This window comes from Chryseobacterium sp. 7 (assembly GCF_003663845.1).
GTDB lineage: Bacteria > Bacteroidota > Bacteroidia > Flavobacteriales > Weeksellaceae > Chryseobacterium.
In genome coordinates this window covers 3513121-3532306 of the sequence record NZ_RCCA01000001.1, presented here as the reverse complement: position 1 = coordinate 3532306, position 19186 = coordinate 3513121, and the positions used below count along the sequence as shown (strand labels likewise).

Genomic DNA, 19186 nt, shown 5'->3' with positions numbered 1-19186 from the left:
CAATTTGCTGATCCTTATAATTGTTACCATAGCAATTATAGTATCCTTTATTCTGCTAGCCTACCGGGCGTTTATTACCAGAATTATAAAGGAAAAAAATGTACAGCATGAGGCGGAAGTACTGCATCAGAAAAAACTGGTGCTGGAAAATATTAAAGCACAGGAAGAAGAAAGGAAAAGAATTGCGGTAATGATTCATGACGACATCGGAAACCGTCTTAATATTCTTTCTTTATGGCTGAATAATCTGGATACGCAGGGAGATGAGCTGATTAAAAAAAACATCTACGGTCAGATGTCTTCCCTGATTGATGCCGCCAGAAGCATTTCTCATTCATTGTACCCTGTAAACCTGGAATCGGTGGGACTGGTTCTATACGTTGAAGAATTAATAGCCAACCTCTCCCATAAAATTAATATATCCTTGCAGGTAATGCCGGGCTATGAAAAGAAAGACCTTTTTGTGGAAGTACAGCTGTACAGGATTATTCAGGAGTTTACTACCAATGTGATCAAGCATTCTGATGCTACAGATCTCTGGATTTATATTAAAGATTATCCTGAAAATATGGCAGTGGTAATTTCGGATAACGGACAAGGCTTTGAATATGAAGAAGTAAAAAAAGGAATGGGAATCAAAAATATAGAATCCCGTATCAAATCTATGAACGCAACACACAAATGGAAAAAAACATTTTCGAATAAAGGAAGTCGTTTAATTATAAAAATTCCAAAATATCATGAGTTCCCAAATCAAACTAGCACTGATTGATGATGAACAGCTGATCCTAGAAGGGGTGAAAATGTTGCTGTCCAATGAAAAAAATATATCGGTATGCCTTACCGCAGATAATGGCCTCGATTTTATAGAAGACCTCGGAAAACTTTCAAAAGATGAATTTCCTGATATGGCTCTCGTAGATGTTCAGATGAAACCTATGAATGGCTTTGAGCTGGTAGAAATCCTGAAAGAAAAATATCCCGATCTTAAAATTATTATCCTGTCATCCCATTATAAAACCTCAATTCTCGGGTATATGGTAAAGTTAGGTGTGTCTGCATTTCTTCCTAAAAATTCAAACAAGCAAACATTTATTGATGCCATTACAATGGTTGACAAAAATGGAGTCTTTTTTACCGCAGAAGATCACCAGATGCTGTTTACCTATATGAACAGTTCTGCCAAGAAAAATTCGCTTTTTGAAACCGAAGATGAGCTGTCCGAAAGAGAAAAAGACGTGGTAAAACTCATCTGTCAGGAATTTACCAACAACGAAATAGGAGAAAAACTCTTCATAAGTCCGAGAACGGTGGAAAGTCACAGGCAGCGTATTCTCGAAAAAATTGGCGCCAAAAATACCGTGGGAATAGTCATTTATGCCATTGTCAATAATATTTACTCCCTTGAAAAAATATAATGTGATTCCGTAGAAATACGGAATTTTTTATTTGGTACTTTCCACTCTAGCGATCCTTGTTTTTCTTCTGTTATTTTGAAATGTCTCTTTTAGGGATTTTAGTTGAAAAAACACAAACAAGATCTGTAATAAAAAATTAAAGTAAAAACATGAATGGCAGCAGCGTGATTTCCGTCGGGATTTTCTTTGACGGTACAGGAAATAATGGGGTCAATATTCTTTCAGCGGATAAACCACTGAACAATAATGAAAGCTATTATGGTACCTTCAGCAATATCTACAAATTATACAGTTTATTTATTGGAGATAAAAAAATATATATCGAAGGAATAGGAACCGTAACAGGTAGTGAAGACAGTAATTTTGCGATGGCAACATGCGCAAATCCGCCCTATGGCATAGGATATTCTTCGGATGATAAACTTCAGAAAGTCAGAGATTTTGTGGAGGATATTACTCATGACGAAACCAAAGAATATCATTTTTATATCTATGGATTCGGAAGGGGAGGAATGTTAGCAAGAACTTTCTGTAACCAGCTTTTGACTCATTTTTCTCCAGGAAATTATAAAATAAAATTTTTAGGAGCTTTTGATACAGTAGAATCCAAACCTTTTAATACCTATAATCTGAACATTCCTGTACAGGTAGAAAATGCCTTGCATATCTGTGCCATCAATGAAAGCCGATTCTTTTTCCCACTAACAGGTTTTTTTGAAAACTCGAAGACCATGCAGGATCAGAAAACGGAAAATCAGTCGTCCATTTGGAAAGAAATTTTTGTGCCGGGAGACCATGCCGATGTGGGAGGAGGGTATCTGGAAGGGCCGCAATCTGTTTATATTTCTACAGATTTCATGAATGTAGATGATTTACACTGCTATGTCTCAGATATCAGAAATGCAAAAACCAATCCCGAAGGAAATAAAATATGGAATGCTTTGCTTTCAGGCTACGAAGTTGAAACGGCTAATGGTCTTTCCCAAGCATATGTATGCAGGGATAAAGTATATAATGATCTTTCTAAAGTATATGGAAAGCTGATGATGGAGGAAACCAATGAAATATTATCTGTTTTTAGTACAGAAAACTATGCCTATTTTGGAACGGATTATAATAAACATGCTTTTCTCAATCGGTTTTATATTAAAATGAAAGAATATATAAAAGATCTTTCTGTAAACAAAAAGCCAATATATGATTTTGAAAAATTTGCAGATTATACCCATATTTCAGCCAACTTCGGATTGTATAGTCATAGTTTCAGGAATAGATCGCAGCAGGAAATTAATATTGAAATGATTAACAACGGGCTCAATGTTTCCAGCAGTACATCTGTTGATCAAACCAGCCAGACAAGACTTTCTGTGGAACTTCATCTGCCGGAAGACAGCTTTGTTGCAGATTTTCTTTATGGAACCAGTGTTCCTAATAATGATATCTGGGTCCGTTCAATTATAAAAACTCCAGCAGTTATTACTTCACATTAAATGAAATAAAGAACCAGTGCAACACTTCTCAGTTTTAAATTTAGGTTAGGGGACATCATTCGGTGTCTCCTTTTCTTTGTAATGGTTTTATAATCAATTGGGTATAATTACTGAATCTTAAATTTGGTATTTTATACTGTAGTTTATGGATTGTAATTCTCGTTACTTTGAGTTGTTCATTTCGCGAAGCTTCAAAATAAAAACTGAACAAAGGCGTATTCTGAAAAGCCTAATCTCAAAAAGAGTAAGAACATTAAAGATTAAAACAATGGAAAAGACACTGATTCAAAGACCCGGAACTATGATATACTCAATTAATTTTGATTTTACATCCGCTGATCAAAGACGCATTTTACAATACCTGCAGGCAAACGGATACCAGCTTTTAGGGTATAAAGGAGCAACTGGTCCTAACCAAATCACTTCAGGAGTACCAACTTGGTTTGCGATGAACTTTACAGAGATGTTCGGTATGGCGGAAATAGATTGTGAACCTCAATATAAAGTATATGTTTTCAATAAAGAAGTTATTCAGCCTAATACAACCATTCAGATGCAGGCATTATCACAGGAAATTTCTTTAGGTACATCCTTAGTTTTCCATCCGGATGGCTCATTTACTACTAATGGAAGCGCTCCTGAAGGAACAATTAATGTAAGAAATGAAAGACCCGCAGGCACCCCTGCTCTCACTATTGGCATTGCAGGAAAAGTAAATGGAAGGTTTCAGCCTTTTTGTGGATTTACATGTAATGCAAAAGGAGAGGTGAATATGCAGCCTAATGAAAATATAGTTTTATTGGCGGCTCAGTCCAATACCTATTCAGGATCTGTTGCTGGTAATACTACAACATCAGGATGCCAATTTATGTTCAGTGCGAGAAATATAGAATATGATCTGGAAATTGTTGCGGGAACATATGGTATAACAAGCAGTCCAGGAGCAGCTCCTGTAGATCCTGTACCTGCAGGGCAATCTTTGATACAGCTTCTCAATAAATAGAAACATTTTACATCCAAATCACTAAAACAAAATAATTATGAAAGTTTCAGAATGGCTTAAAAAAGCAGATAAACTTTCAGACACTTGTGAATACCAGATCAGTATTAAAAATGGAAGTAAACCCATCACAATGTCAGAAGCGAAGACCTTGAACGAATTGCAGGTTGCAATAGGATCTAACCACGGGATCAAACAGGTGAAATATAAAGAAGCCGAAGCAACTCTTGTAGAAATGATTGCAATGGTATAGGCGGGACAGAAAACACCACCGCTTACACCAGGATAAATTTCTTATAAAAATCAGTTTATATGCAAATAAAATAGTTGTCCGTTTTGGACGGCTATTTTTATTTCTGGGCTATTCATTTCTTTTTCCGTATTTTTGCACCCGAAAATTCATTATTCATTACTAATTATTAATTAAGATGCTTTCGGTTCAAAGTTTAGGATTACATCATTCAGGAAATTATTTATTTCAAAATGTCAATTTTACCATTAAAAAAGATGATAAAGTTGGTCTCGTAGGAAAAAATGGAGCGGGTAAATCCACTTTATTGAAAATGCTGTCCGGAGAAATTAATTTCTACGAAGGAGAGGTAGTGACTGAAGGAAGCGTTACCATTGGTTTCCTTAAACAGGATCTTGACTTTGTGAAAGGAAGAACGGTTTGGGCTGAAACAATGCAGGCTTTTGAACAGATCAACGCCTGGAAGAATGAGCTTGAAGAGGTGAATCACCAGATGACGGTGAGAACTGACTATGAAAGCGATTCTTATACGGATCTGATTAATAAAATGACCGAACTGAATGACCTTCTAATGAACCATGATGCCTACAATCTTGAAGGTGACATGGAAAAAGTGTTATTCGGTCTAGGATTTAAAGCTGATGATTTTCAAAAAATTACCGATGAATTTTCCGGAGGATGGAGAATGAGAATCGAGTTGGCAAAATTACTTCTTCAGAAGAATGACATCATGCTTCTCGATGAGCCTACCAACCACCTGGATATGGAATCCATCATATGGTTAGAGAATTTCCTGAAAGACTATCCGGGAGCTATTGTTCTGGTAAGTCACGATAAACAGTTCATGACAGCGGTTTGTAACCGTACTTTTGATATCAATAATAAAAAAGTTGACGACTATAAAGCCAACTACTCGAAATATCTTGTAATGAGAGAAGATCGCCGTGAAAAGCTGATTCAGGCTAAAAAGAATCAGGATGCGGAGATCAAGCAGATGGAAGATAATATTAATAAGTTCCGTGCAAGTGCTACCAAAGCATCTTTTGCGCAGTCACTTATTAAAAAATTAGATAAAATAGAACGTATCGAGGTTGATAATGAAGACGTTTCAAAATTCAATATCCGTTTCGTACAGTCTATGGTTCCTGGTAAAATTATTTTTGAAGCTGAAAATTTAGGAAAAGCTTATGGCCAGAAACAGATTTTTGATGATGTAGACTTTATTGTTCAGAGAGGAGACAGAATTGCTCTTTTAGGACAAAACGGACAGGGAAAAACAACGTTGGCTAAAATTTTAGCAGGAGATATTAAAGATTATTCCGGAACATGGAATCTTGGGCATAACGTCAACATCGGATATTTTGCTCAGAATCAGGAAGAGGTGTTAACCCCTAATAAAACGGTTCTGGAAGAAGCAGAAGATGCTGCAACGGAAGAAACAAGACCAAGGGTAAGAGACTTATTAGGATCTTTCCTTTTCCAGGGAGATGCCGTTACCAAGAAAACAAAAGTACTTTCCGGAGGAGAAAGAAACCGTCTGGCACTTTGTAAACTGTTGCTTCGTCCTTTCAACACGCTGATCATGGACGAACCCACCAACCACCTTGATATCCAGTCTAAGGAGATTATCAAGCTGGCGCTGCAGAATTTTGAGGGAACTCTAATTGTAATTTCGCACGACAGAGAATTCCTTCAGGGACTTTGTGATAAGATCTACGAATTCCGTGATGGGAAAATGAAAGAATTCCTGGGAGATATCAACGAATATCTTGAATACAGACAAAAGGAAACCATCAGGGAGATTTCTGCAGAAAAAGCGAAACTTCACAGCGAAGTAAAGGTAGAGCCTAAGAAAGTGGAAGTGAAGCCTGTAGTGAGCAGCAACCCATCTTCAAACATTGTAAGTAAAGAACAGAAAAATATTCAGAATAAAATCAAGAAAGTAGAAGAAAAAATTTCCGAGCTTGAAACAAAAGTAGAGGAAATGGAAGCTTCTTTTGCCAAAGAAAACCCTTCAGACGAAACTTTAGAACAATACAATAAAGCTAAGGAAGAACTGAATGTCGCTTTGCAGGAGTGGGAATATCTTGGAACTCAACTGGATTAAACTAAAATATAAAAGCTTCATAAACTAAAAATTATGAAGTTTTTTTTGTAACAAACACGTACTCATTTCTACATATTATCAATAGTTGTTAAGTAATTTAATGAAAGTTTAAGCAAACAATTAAATTATTTTCATAATTTTGAACCATGATTATTAAAGAAAGCAGAAACTTAAAGAGTTTTATCTCCAAGCTATTGTTTGGAGTGTATTTCCTCGCGCTGCTTTCTCAAAGCTTTCACCATCATGATTCGGTAGATTATTTTAAGGCTTTCAATCTTAAAAAAGTCGACAATACGATGACGAAAGCCGTTACTAAAGAGAAAGCTGGCGACTGTCTGGCCTGCCACTTTTTGGTTACCGGACATACATTAGCTCCTGAAGAATTCAGTTTTACTTTTGAGCATTACAGCCATGAAGTAAAACAAATCATCGCCATTCAGGAGAAAATCTGGTCACAGACCAAATTCACTTTTCAGCTTCGGGGACCGCCCGCACTTTCATAATTCTTAGATTCTATTGGGTTTAAAGTTGTATACTTTAATGTTCAATGTTTAACGCTTAAAGTTTAAGGTTGTTGGAAGAACAACTGATCGTCTGCAATGCATAATTAAAGAGCATTCAGTTACTAGCTTCTAACCTCTAACTTCTAGTTTCTCATCATTAATACATTGTACAGCTAAACTAACCCAATCCCACAAATTTTAACGAAAAATGTACCCTATTGAAAAGGGTGCGCAATCAATCTATTTACAATGAAATTGATATATTGCCTGCTGCTGATCTTTTGTGGATCAGTATTTACAAGTGCACAAAAAACTTATACTGTAGAAGGAACCGTTCATGATTTTCATGATAAAACACTGCTGGAAAATGCGGTGATTAAAATCGGGAGCTTTACAGCCAAAACAAATAATAAAGGTCAGTTTTCTTTTGACAAAATTCCTGCAGGGAAGTATACACTCATTGCACAGCATCCTGATTGTGATGATTATACTGAAAATATAAGAGTCAATCAGGATGTACATCTGGTTATTACGCTGGAGCATCACGTCAAAGACATTGAAACAGTGACTGTTCACGGAAGCCACAAGAACAATGGAAGCATGGTGGTGAAAACCCTTGATAAAACTATGCTTTCAAGAAATGTTTCCGAAAACTTAGGGAATTTATTAACCAATATTTCCGGTGTTAATGTTCTTAAGACGGGTAATAATATCGCGAAACCTATTATCCATGGTCTATATGGAAGCCGAGTTTCCATTCTTAATGATGGGGTAAAACTAGCCGAACAGGAATGGGGAGTAGAGCATGCACCCAATGTAGATGTTAATAATTTTGAGCATATTGATGTCATCAAAGGAGCATCTGCTCTGAAATATGGAGCCGGAGCGGTAGGTGGAGTCGTTGTTTTGCAGCCGCAGGTTTTACCTAAGAAAGATACCATTATGGGAAGTGTTTCCCTTTCCGGAATTTCAAACGGAAGAGGAGCCGATCTTAATGTAAAACTTGCAAAAACATGGGAGAATGGCTGGGCCATCAAAACCAACGGAAGCTATAAAAAACTGGGAGATCTGGAAGCTCCGGATTATGGCTTGATGAATACCGGGATTGAGAGTTCGGGATTTAACTTCGGGGTACAGAAAATGACATTTGAAAAAGGCTTTTCATTTGATTATTATCTCACCAAAAGTACAGTCGGCATTCTTAGAAGTTCTCACGTAGGGAATTCTGAGGATCTGCGCAATGCTCTTACCTCACCGGAACCAATCTATCAGAGAGATTTTAGTTATGATATTGATAATCCTAAACAGGAAATTGAACATCATATTGCTAAAGTTTCAGCTTACAAAAGGTTTGAAAATTTTGGAAAGATAACGGCTACTTACAGCTTCCAGTACAATCACAGAAAAGAATATGATATCAGACGTACAGAAGCTTTGAGCAAAAAACCGGCATTGGATCTTGAACTGATTACCAATGATCTGAATGTGAACCACCTGATAGAAAGAGGAAACTGGAATCTTGAAACGGGAATTAATGCCGGGTATCAGAACAACTATTCCAATACGCAGACTGAGGCAAGACGTCTTGTCCCGAACTACGACAGGTATTATGCAGGAATTTATTCCGTATTAAAATATAAAATATCACCTGAGCTGGATCTTGAACTGGGAGGCAGATATGATTATGATCATTATGAAGTAACAAAATGGTATGATCTGAGCGACTGGAATAAGACTTATGCAGCAGATTATTCAAATTTTGTGGTAAGAATAAACCAAAACAGAATTCTTACCAAGCCATCATTAACGTATAATAATATTTCAGTAAACGGAGGACTGGTTTATCATCCGTCCGAATATTTTAACCTGAAATTTAATTACGCCAGAGTCTCAAGGTCTCCGAATATTGCAGAACTCTTTGCAGATGGGCTTCACCATTCTGCAGCCATTATTGAAAGAGGAGATATGAGAATGAAAAGCGAAACAGGAAATCAGTTTAATCTGGTTGCAGATGTGAAAGCAAATGTCTTAAAAGGATTGAATATTTCCGTAAACCCTTATTTCTTTTATACTCAGAATTTCATCAATCAGATTCCTACAGGCTATCAAAATACCCAGTGGGGAGGAGCTTTTGTAATATACAGTTATCAGCAGATCAATGCAAAAATGTATGGATTAGATATTGATGCACAGCTTAAAATTACAGATAATCTTACCTATAAAGGAAGCGGATCTTATGTTTATGGACAGGATACCACTAATAATGTACCGCTTATTCTGATGATGCCTCCGAATTTTAATAATTCATTGGAATTCAATAAAAAAGAATGGAAAAATTTCTATTTCAGCGTAAGTAACAACACGTATCTGAAACAGACAAGATTTCCTGTTTATAATGTTCCAATCAGATTATTTGATTCAGACGGAAATGCTTATAATGAAGAAGTCGATATTTCTACACCTCCAAGCGGATATTCGCTTTGGAACCTTCAGACAGGGGTGAATCTGTCTAAAAATTTCGGAATTGATTTTTCAGTTCGAAACGTATTCAATAAGTCTTACAGAGATTATCTGAACAGACTTCGTTTCTTTTCCAACGAAATGGGGAGAAATTTTATTGTAACTCTTAAATATCAATTTTAATTACTTAAAATCAAAAACATGAAAAATATTTTTAAAAATACTACTCTTATCTTAGGACTTTTCTTTGCCGTTGCTTTAAGCTTAACATCGTGTAACAGAAGTGATGATGAAGCAGATGACCTTCCTCAGGAAGAACTTTCCGATGTTCTCTTAAGAGTAACGGATGTAGCTACAGGAACTCCGGTAGTATATGATTATCAGGTGAACAGCACAACGAATCCTAATGTTAAACTGATTAATGGCCATACCTATAATGTAGAAGTTATTTTCAAAAATGGGGACGAAGATGCTACTCAGGAAATAAAAGACGCAAAAGATGAACATTTCTTAGTCTACAATTTTCCTAATTCTGATATTACACTAACCCGTACCGATGATTCCAGCTCTACCAGAGGAGACGGAAGCCGTGTTGGACTAAAAACAAAATGGGTTGTAAATACAGCTGTGAAAAACGCATCAGCGCCTAGTCAGCTGGTTCTTACATTATTCCATGAGCCCGTAACGGTTTCTGAAGCTTCTGCGGTAAGTGGAAACGGAGTGATCTACGGAACCCATACAGGAGGAGAAACAGACGCACAGGCCAACTATAATATTATTAATTAATATATCCTTTAATCTTGTTTGAACCACCGGAATTTCCCGGTGGTTTTTTATTTAACAATATTTGGCGTTATAAGTTGATTTTAAATGGGTGATTTTCATAAAAAATTCATATTTTTGCAACCTAAAATTTTAATCAATAATGAAGGTTACCGCACAAAACCATGATGACGTAAGTGCATTGCTTACAGTAACATTGGAAAAATCTGACTACAAAGAAAAAGTAGAGAAGCAGTTGATTAATTATGCTAAAAATGCGCAAGTTCCTGGATTCAGAAAAGGGAAAGTGCCTTTGAGTATGGTTAAAAAACAATATGAAGCAGGTATTGCATTTGAAGAAATCAACAGACAAGTTTCTGATGCTTTAAACAACTATGTTAATGAAAATAAACTAAGATTAGTTGGTCAGCCTGTTCCTCAGCCAGTAAACGAATTGGATTACAATGCTGATCAGTTAGAAGTTGCTTTCGAAGTAGGATATGAGCCTGAATTCACTATAGATTTAGCTAAATATGAAGCTCCTCATTACAAAGTAGAAGCTTCTGAAAAAGAAATCAGCAAGAGTATTGAAAACATGCAGAAGCGTTTCGCAGAGCAGGTTCCTCAAGATAAAATCACTAAAGATTCTTACATTGCTTTAGAAGTTTCTCAGGTTGTGGAAGAAGATGCTGAAGGAGAGCACCACCACCACCCAAAAAACCTTACCATTACCGCTGAAAACAAAGAAGCTTTCAAATTGGTAAAAGGTTTGAAAATGGAAGGTTCTGTAAAAGTAACAAAAGAAACTCTTGCAGGTGACGAAGAACTAGCTAAAGAATTAGGATTCAGCAAAGAAGAAGTAGAGCACCTACACCACAATGAATTAGAAGTAAAAGTAAAAGATTTCTATTCATTAAACTTAGCTGAGCTTAACCAGGAGTTATTCGACAAAGTATACGGAGAAGGAAACATTAAGTCTGAAGATGAACTTAAAGATAAAGTGAAAACTGAATTAGACGAGTACTTCCAGCAAAATGCTGATGTTCACTTTGTGAATAAGGTATTAGAGCAGGTAACTGAGAAAGAAGAAGTAAAACTTCCTGAAACATTCCTTGTGAAGTGGTTATTATTCTCTAACCAGAACATCCAGTCTGAAGTACAGGCTAAAGAAATTCTTGAAGCTGAGAAAAACCAGTTGAGATACCAGATCATTGAAGGTAAATTGATGACTGATAACGAAATCAACCTGGATTATGCTGATGTATTGGCTCAGGCTGAGCAGTTGGTGAAAAACCAATTGGCAATCTACGGAATCCACCACCTGGGTGATGAAGAAATCCAGAAATATGCTGTTGAAATGTTGAAAGACCAGGAGCAGGTAAGACAAATTTCTTCTGAAGTAGCTATGGCTAAATTGAAAGATGTAATTCTTGAAAAAGCCAGCAAAAAAGAAACTAAAATTTCTCACGACGAATTTTTAGAAGAACTTAAGAAATAATTATACTCAGATATAAATATTTGAAAACCGTCAATTCTTTGGCGGTTTTTCTTTTTCTATATCCATACCTAAAGAGTAATTCATCATCACCAATCATTTACCATCTATCATTTATCATTCATTACTCATTACTTATTTCTATGTCCGCCAATATTCCTATATTTACCCAATAAACTTTATTATAAATATGAAAAAGATCATCATTCCGTTTTTCTGCGCTGTACTTTTTTCAGTACCGGCAGCAGCTCAGAAGAAAGCGGCTGCAACTGTTAAAACAGAAGCTGTAAAATCAAAACTGACACCTAAAGAAGTTGTGGATAATTATTTCAAAGCTCTAGGAGGAAAAGATAAATTGGACGCTGTAAAATCTACCATTACTGATAACACAGTTTCTGTACAGGGAATGGAAATCCAAATGACCACTAAGAAACTAGGAAATAAATTCAAGTCTGTACAATCGCTGATGGGGAAAGAAATGGTTCAGCTTTTTGACGGTGAGAAAGGATATTTTGATCAGATGGGAACTAAAACAGACATCCCGGCTGACAAAATTGCGGAGCTGAAAAAAGGAAAACCAATTGATGCGCTGGCTTTTGACGCCTCTAATTTCCAGACAGTATCTACAGAAAAATTAGATGGTAAAGACTACAATGTATTGTCTTCTGACAAAGGAAAGTTTTATTTCGATGCAGCTACAGGGTTATTGTATAAAACAAGCGCAGGTGAAGGAAATGCAACTATCAAAAGCTATATGACTGTAGACGGATTACAGTTTCCTGCTGAAGTAGAAGCTGAAGGAGCAGGCCAGAAAATGACCATAAAAACGACAAAAGTGGTTATCAACTCCGGAGTTACGGATGCTGATTTTAAGTAAAAAATCACTTTTTAAGAGATAAAAACCGGGAAATTTCCCGGTTTTTTGGTATTTTAATACTTTTAACTCAAATTTAACTATACATTTTTCAGATCCTGCTTTTTCACCTTGTGAAGAATTGATACTTTTAAGCCTGTAAATAAAATCAAATAACCATGAAAAAAGTATTATCTTCATTTGCAGTCATTTTCCTGATGTCTGCGAACGCTTTTGGACAGAATATCCCAGTGGATCCGTCCGTAAGAATCGGTACCCTTTCCAACGGAATGAAGTACTACATCAAAAAGAACACTTTACCAGAAAAAAAAGTAGATTTCCGTCTGGCCATTAATGCCGGATCTATTCTTGAAGACGAAAATCAAAGAGGATTGGCCCACTTTATGGAGCACATGAACTTCAACGGAACCAAAAATTTTCCCGATAATAAACTAGTAGACTTTTTACAGTCTATCGGAGTAAAATTCGGGCAGCACCTTAATGCTTATACCAGTTTTGATGAAACCGTTTACATGCTTCCGGTTCCTTTGGATAAACCCGGAAATCTGGATGCCGGACTAAAAGTGATGGAAGACTGGGCATTTAATGCAACCCTTTCAGACGAACAGATCAATAAAGAAAGAGGAGTAGTACTGGAAGAACTGAGATTAGGTCTTGGAGCAGATAAAAGGATGATGGATAAATATCTTCCCAAGCTTTTATATAAGTCTCAATATGCAGAAAGGCTTCCGATCGGGAAAAAAGAAATACTGGAAAACTTTAAACCTGATGTAGTCAGAAAATTTCATCAGGATTGGTACAGACCGGATTTGATGGCAATTGTAGTAGTAGGAGACATCAATGTAGATGAAATTGAGAAAAAAATCAAAGATAATTTCAGCAAATATAAAAATCCTTCAAAACCCAGAGAAAGAAAATCTTTTGACCTTCCGAATCATAAAGAAACACTGGTAGCTATTGAAACAGATCCGGATGCTACCAACTCTATGGTGCAGTTCATCATGAAAGATGCAGATTCCTACACACCGGATGTAACGGTTCAGCAATACAATCAGAGCCTTATAGAAAATCTTTCAACCACGATGCTGAATAACAGGCTGAGAGAACTGATTAACTCTACCAACCCGCCTTTTACTTTCGGTTCCGTATACCATGGGGGAACTTATGCAAGAAGCAAAGAAGCTTTCCAGGGATTTGCCATGGTAAAGGAAGGAAATCAGCTGAATGCGCTGAAAGTTCTTTTGGAAGAAGTGGAAAGAGCAAAAAGATTCGGATTTACCCAGTCTGAATTGGACAGAGCAAAATCCCAGGTGCTTTCTAACCTTGAAAGATCTTATAACAATAAAGATAAAACAGAAAGCGGTATGCTGGTAGAGGAATATGTAAGAAACTTCCTGGAGCAGGAACCCATCCCCGGAATTGCATGGGAATATGAAGATACAAAATCTTTCCTGCCATCCGTTACCCTTGCACAAACCAATGAAATCATCAAAAAGATGGTAAAAGATGACAGCAGGGTGATTGTAATTACAGGGCCTAAAAAAGACAATGTAACCATGCCTACAGAAGCAATGGTTCTGAATACATTTGATGCGGTGAAAATGGCAGACCTTAAGCCTTATGAAGAAAAAGAAACCATCAAAAACTTAATAAAGCCTTTCAAATCTGAAGGAAAAATTGCCAAAACAGAAACAGATGCTAAATTAGGAACAACAACCTGGACATTAAGCAACGGAGCTAAAGTGACTTTCAAGAAAACTGATTTTAAAGATGACGAAATTGTATTTACAGCAAGAAGCTTAGGAGGAACTTCTCTTATTCCTGATGCTGATTACAACAAAACACAGTTTGCTTTCTCCGCACTGTCGGAAGCAGGAGTAGGAGGATTCTCCAAAGCAGATCTTGCCAATTATCTTGCGGGTAAGCAGGTAAACGTAAACCCTTTGATAGTGCCTCTTTATGAAGGGCTGTCCGGAAGAACCACTCAAAAGGATCTGGGAACTGCCATGGAACTCGTGTATGCTTATTTTACAAGCTTAAATTACAATCCGGCATCCTTTAATGCTTACAAAGAAAAGCAGTCGGCAATGCTAAGTAACCTGTTGTCAAATCCTCAGGCTTATTTCTCCAATGAGCACGCAAAATTCATGAATCAGAAAAATCCGAGATTCATCGGACTGTTTCCATTGGAAAAGGACTGGGCCAATACAGACTATAAAAAAACATATGATATCTATAAAGAGAAATTTGCCAATGCCGGAAACTTCCAGTTTTATTTTGTAGGAAATATAGATGAGGTCAAGTTTAAAGATCAGGTTCTGCAGTATATTGCAAGTCTTCCGTCATCAGGAAAGCCAGCCATGTTCAAAGATACAGGATACAGAACCATTACCGGAGATTATACCAAAGTGTACAAAAAAGGGAAAGATCCAAAGAGTATGGTTTCAATTTCATACAGTGGAGAAGCACCTTACAATGAAAAAGATGCCTTAGCATTATCTGCCCTTGGGGAAGTGGCTACCATTAAGGTAATAGAAAAATTAAGAGAAGATGAAAGCGGTATCTACGGCGGTGGTGCAAGAGGAGGAATGAACAAAGTACCCTACGGAACTTATAGTTTTGGAATCAACTTCCCGTGTGGTCCGGAAAATGCAGATAAACTAACAAAAAGTGCTCTTGCTGAGCTTCAGAAGCTTATTGACAATGGTCCTGAGCAGAAAGATCTTGATAAGTACAAAGAAGGAGAATACAATGATAATAAAACAGAACTTAAAGACAATATGTTCTGGATGAATGCTATTGCTAAAAACCAATTAGACGGAAGTGATAAATATGACATCCTTAATTATCAGGATAAAGTAAAAGCACTTACTGTAAAAGATCTTCAGGATGTTGCTAAAAAATACCTTACAAAAGGAAGAATTGTAGCAACACTAATGCCGGAAGACGGCTGGGAAAAAGCTAAAAAAGATGAACCTAAAAAAGTAGAAACTGCGACTGTAAAAGCAGGAGCTGCTAATTAAAATTTTTTAGTCAAAATAAGAAAACCGTTGTATTTTACAACGGTTTTTTTGTTTTAAAAGGATAGTATAAAGGCTTATTAATCTATTTTGTTAGTGGAATGGAGGAGGTGTAATTATTTTTAAATAGTCTGTTTTAAATAATTAATGAATTTTTTCAATTGAAAACCACTTTAATTAATATAAAATAAACAATTTGTTTTTGTTTTGTAATATTTAAATTTTTTAACTCGAATTTAACCGTGTCAAAAAGCCCAATTACTTGGAGAATCAATATTTTTGGTAGGTCAAAAAATAATGTAGATGAGAAAAATATTATCTTCGCTTTCGGTCATCTTTCTGATGTCTGTTAATGGATATGGACAGAACATCCCTGTGGATCCTTCTGTAAGAATCGGAACACTATCCAACGGAATGAAGTACTATATCAAAAAAAATGCTTTACCAGAGAAAAAAGTAGAATTCCGTCTGGCGATCAATGCCGGATCTATTCTTGAAGACGAAAATCAAAGAGGATTGGCTCACTTTATGGAGCACATGAACTTCAACGGAACCAAAAATTTTCCAGATAATAAATTAGTAGACTTTTTACAATCCATAGGAGTCAAGTTCGGGCAGCACCTTAATGCTTCTACCAGCTTCGATGAAACGGTTTACATGCTTCCCGTTCCGTTGGATAAACCCGGAAATCTGGATGCCGGACTGAAAGTAATGGAAGACTGGGCATTTAATGCAACACTTTCAGACAAACAGATCAATAAAGAGAGAGGAGTGGTATTGGAAGAACTGAGGTTAGGTCTTGGGCCTGGCAAGAGAATGGCGGATAAATACCTTCCCAAGCTTTTATACAAATCTCAGTATGCAGAAAGACTTCCTATTGGAAAAAAAGAGGTGCTTAAAGATTTCAAACCGGATCTTATCAGGCAATTTCATCATGATTGGTACAGACCGGATCTCATGGCTATTGTAGTAGTAGGAGATGTGAATGTAGATGAAATTGAAAAAAAAATCAAAGATAATTTCAGCAAATATAAAAATCCTGCAAAACCTAAAGAAAGAAAATCTTTTGAGCTTCCCAATCATAAAGAAGCACTGGTAGCTATTGAGACAGACCCTGATGCTACAGGTTCCGGAGTGCAGTTCGTTATCAAAGATTCCGAAACCTACCAGCCGAATGTAACGGTTCAGCAGTATGATAAAAGTGTGGTGGAAGGCCTTGTGAATATGATGCTGAACAGCAGATTGGCAGAACTGGTAAACTCCAACAATCCACCTTTTACGTATGGTTCGGTGTACCATGGAGGAACCTATGCCAGAACTAAAGAAGCATTTCAGGGATCTGCCACTACAAAAGACGGTGATCAGCTGAATGCGCTGAAAGTTCTTTTGGAAGAAGTGGAAAGAGCAAAAAGATTCGGATTTACCCAATCTGAACTGGACAGAGCAAAAGACCAGATGCTTTCATCTTATGAATGGGCTTATAACAATAAAGATAAAAACGAAAGTGGTGATCTGGTAGATGGCTATGTCGATAATTTTTTGAGGCAGGAGCCAATTCCTGGGATTACCTGGGGATATGATCACATTAAAAAAGTTCTTCCAGCCATAACATTGGAACAAACCAATGGAATTATCAAAAAACTGGTAAAGGATGACAGCAGGGTCATCATTATTACAGGACCTCAAAAAGATAATATTAAAATGCCGACAGAGGCTATGGTTCTGAATACATTTGATGCCGTGAAAATGGCTGATCTTAAACCTTATGAAGAAAAAACCAAGATTGAAAGCTTAATAAAACCATTCAAATCCGAAGGGAAAATAACTAAAACGGAAACAGATACCAAATTAGGAACTACCACCTGGACACTAAATAATGGTGCTAAAGTAACCTTCAAAAAAACAGATTTTAAAGATGATGAAATTGTTTTTTCGGCCATAAGCCTCGGAGGTGTGTCTGTTATTCCGGATGCCGATTACAATAAAACAAAATTTGCTTTCGATGCTTTGCTGGAAGCTGGATTGGCAGGACTTTCCCAAACTGATCTTACCCATTATCTTGCAGGAAAACAGGTGAGTGCAGGCTCTTATATAGGTGGACCTACAGAAGGTGTCTCAGGAACGAGTTCGAAAAAAGATTTGAAAACGGCTATGGAATTAATTTATGCTTGTTTTACGGATTTAAATTACGATCCTGATGCATTCAATGCTTATAAATCAAAGAAATCTGCAACGTTGACTCATGTAGATTCAGATCCCGGATACTATTTTACGAATGAATATTCAAAATTTATCAATCAGAAAAATCCAAGATTTACCAGTCTTGAACCTACAGAAAAAGATTGGGCGAATACAGATTATAAAATGGCATATGATATCTACAGACAGAAATTTGCCAATGCAGGAAATTTTCACTTCTATTTTATAGGCAACATAGATGAGGGACAGCTTAAAAATGAAGTCCTGCAGTATATTGCATCACTTCCTGCAACAGGAAAATCATCTACCTTCAAAGATACAGGGTACAGACCTATAGAAGGAGGATATACAAAGGTTTACAAAAAAGGAAAAGAACCAAAGAGCCTTGTAACCATTTCTTACAGTGGAGAAGCTCCTTATAATGAGAAGGAAGCCTTTGCAATTTCAGCTTTAGGTGAAGTTGCTACCATTAAAATTCTTGAGAAATTAAGAGAAGATGAAAGTGGTATTTATGGAGGCGGAGCAAGTGGAAGCTTCATGAAAATTCCATATAGCGGTTATGATTTTACAGTTAATTTCCCCTGTGGCCCTGAAAATGTAGATAAACTTACAAAAAGTGCAATCGCTGAATTACAAAAACTGATAGACAAAGGCCCTGATCAGAAAGACCTTGATAAATATAAAGAAGGAGAATACAACGAATATAATACAAGCCTTAAAAACAACAGCTACTGGTTACAGGGTATTTCCCAAAACCAGGTGGATGGCAGTGATCCATATGCTATTCTGAATTACCCGGATAAAGTGAAGGCACTTACGGTAAAGGATCTTCAGGACGTTGCTAAAAAATATCTATCCAACGGAAGAAGTATGGCTATTTTAATGCCGGAAGATGGGATTGCAAATACCCCAAAAGCAACTAAAACAGGAACAGATACAAAAAAATAAATCCCTGTTTCAAATTAAAAACCGCAGAGAAATCTGCGGTTTTTTTGTTATTGAATTCAAATCCTGACCGGTTAAGAACCATATTCTTTTTTCCATTCTTCAGCGGCTTCGCTCAGAACAGTATAAAATTCTTCACCGTATTTTCTCGTCAGTGGAGTTTTTAAAAACTTGTAAACAGGAACCTGAAGCTCTTTCCCAAGTGTACAGGCATCACTGCATACATTCCACTCATGATAATTCAGAGCGGTAAATGCAGAATATTCCGTAACACGAATGGGGTAAAGGTGGCATGAAATAGGTTTCTGCCAGTCTACAGCACCATCTTCATATGCTTTCTCTATACCACATTTGGTAATTCCTTTTTCATCAAACGTCACATAAGCGCATTCGCGGTCCTCCACCATAGGAGTAACATACATTCCGTCGTGCGGATCAGTAGTCCATGTACCCTGTTCTTCAAGGGCTTTGATGCCTTCCTGGGTAAGGTAAGGTTTTATCTGATCAAAAATACTGTCCAATATCTCAAGCTCGTTTTTGTCCAACGGAGCTCCTACATCTCCTTCCACACAACATGCACCCTTGCATTTCGTAAGGTTGCAAACAAATTCTTCGGAAAAAATTTCCTCGGAAATCAATTTATCGTCTATCTGAATCATAATT

14 protein-coding genes are annotated in these 19186 nt (G+C 36.7%); 13 read left to right on the top strand and 1 reads right to left on the bottom strand.

The annotated features are described in order from the left end of the window. Positions 1-4: 4 nt before the first annotated feature. From CLU97_RS16165 to CLU97_RS16105, 13 genes are all read left to right on the top strand, one after another. A complete protein-coding gene (locus CLU97_RS16165; protein WP_228437747.1) occupies positions 5-772 on the top strand; it encodes a sensor histidine kinase in 768 nt (255 codons plus the stop codon). Continuing rightward, positions 741-1418, top strand: coding sequence for a response regulator transcription factor (locus CLU97_RS16160; RefSeq protein WP_121488841.1), 678 nt, complete (start codon positions 741-743; stop codon positions 1416-1418). Before CLU97_RS16165 ends, CLU97_RS16160 begins: the two co-directional genes overlap by 32 nt. A gap of 149 nt (positions 1419-1567) precedes the next feature. Next, positions 1568-2908 (top strand): T6SS phospholipase effector Tle1-like catalytic domain-containing protein, encoded by a 1341-nt coding sequence (locus CLU97_RS16155; RefSeq protein ID WP_121488840.1) that lies wholly within the window; start codon positions 1568-1570, stop codon positions 2906-2908. Between the two features lie 268 nt (positions 2909-3176). Further along, entirely contained in the window at positions 3177-3911 is a 735-nt protein-coding gene (locus CLU97_RS16150) for a hypothetical protein (protein WP_147436498.1), read from the top strand. Between the two features lie 37 nt (positions 3912-3948). Further along, the gene (locus tag CLU97_RS16145; RefSeq protein ID WP_121488838.1) at positions 3949-4161 is read left to right on the top strand and encodes a hypothetical protein; all 213 of its coding nucleotides are present in this window, start codon (positions 3949-3951) and stop codon (positions 4159-4161) included. Positions 4162-4336: 175 nt separating this feature from the next. Beyond that, on the top strand, positions 4337-6265 hold the full coding sequence (locus CLU97_RS16140) for an ABC-F family ATP-binding cassette domain-containing protein (RefSeq protein WP_121488837.1): 1929 nt from the start codon (positions 4337-4339) through the stop codon (positions 6263-6265). 146 nt (positions 6266-6411) lie between these two features. Continuing rightward, the gene (locus CLU97_RS16135; RefSeq protein ID WP_228437745.1) at positions 6412-6768 is read left to right on the top strand and encodes a hypothetical protein; all 357 of its coding nucleotides are present in this window, start codon (positions 6412-6414) and stop codon (positions 6766-6768) included. A 249-nt stretch (positions 6769-7017) separates the two neighbouring features. Next, positions 7018-9411: a TonB-dependent receptor gene (locus tag CLU97_RS16130; protein WP_121488836.1), complete on the top strand. Its 2394-nt coding sequence runs from the start codon at positions 7018-7020 to the stop codon at positions 9409-9411. 18 nt (positions 9412-9429) lie between these two features. Further along, entirely contained in the window at positions 9430-10014 is a 585-nt protein-coding gene (locus CLU97_RS16125; protein WP_121488835.1) for a hypothetical protein, read from the top strand. A gap of 139 nt (positions 10015-10153) precedes the next feature. Beyond that, positions 10154-11488: a trigger factor gene (locus CLU97_RS16120; RefSeq protein WP_121488834.1), complete on the top strand. Its 1335-nt coding sequence runs from the start codon at positions 10154-10156 to the stop codon at positions 11486-11488. A gap of 187 nt (positions 11489-11675) precedes the next feature. Further along, positions 11676-12362 carry a hypothetical protein gene (locus tag CLU97_RS16115; protein ID WP_121488833.1) on the top strand — a complete coding sequence of 229 codons (687 nt, stop codon included), beginning with the start codon at positions 11676-11678 and terminating at the stop codon, positions 12360-12362. A 155-nt stretch (positions 12363-12517) separates the two neighbouring features. Beyond that, a complete protein-coding gene (locus CLU97_RS16110; RefSeq protein ID WP_121488832.1) occupies positions 12518-15382 on the top strand; it encodes a M16 family metallopeptidase in 2865 nt (954 codons plus the stop codon). Between the two features lie 300 nt (positions 15383-15682). After that, positions 15683-18526 (top strand): M16 family metallopeptidase, encoded by a 2844-nt coding sequence (locus CLU97_RS16105; protein ID WP_121488831.1) that lies wholly within the window; start codon positions 15683-15685, stop codon positions 18524-18526. Between the two features lie 71 nt (positions 18527-18597). On the opposite strand, the gene CLU97_RS16100 is transcribed toward CLU97_RS16105, so the two are convergent. Beyond that, entirely contained in the window at positions 18598-19182 is a 585-nt protein-coding gene (locus CLU97_RS16100; protein ID WP_121488830.1) for a DUF3109 family protein, read from the bottom strand. Positions 19183-19186 lie beyond the last annotated feature (4 nt).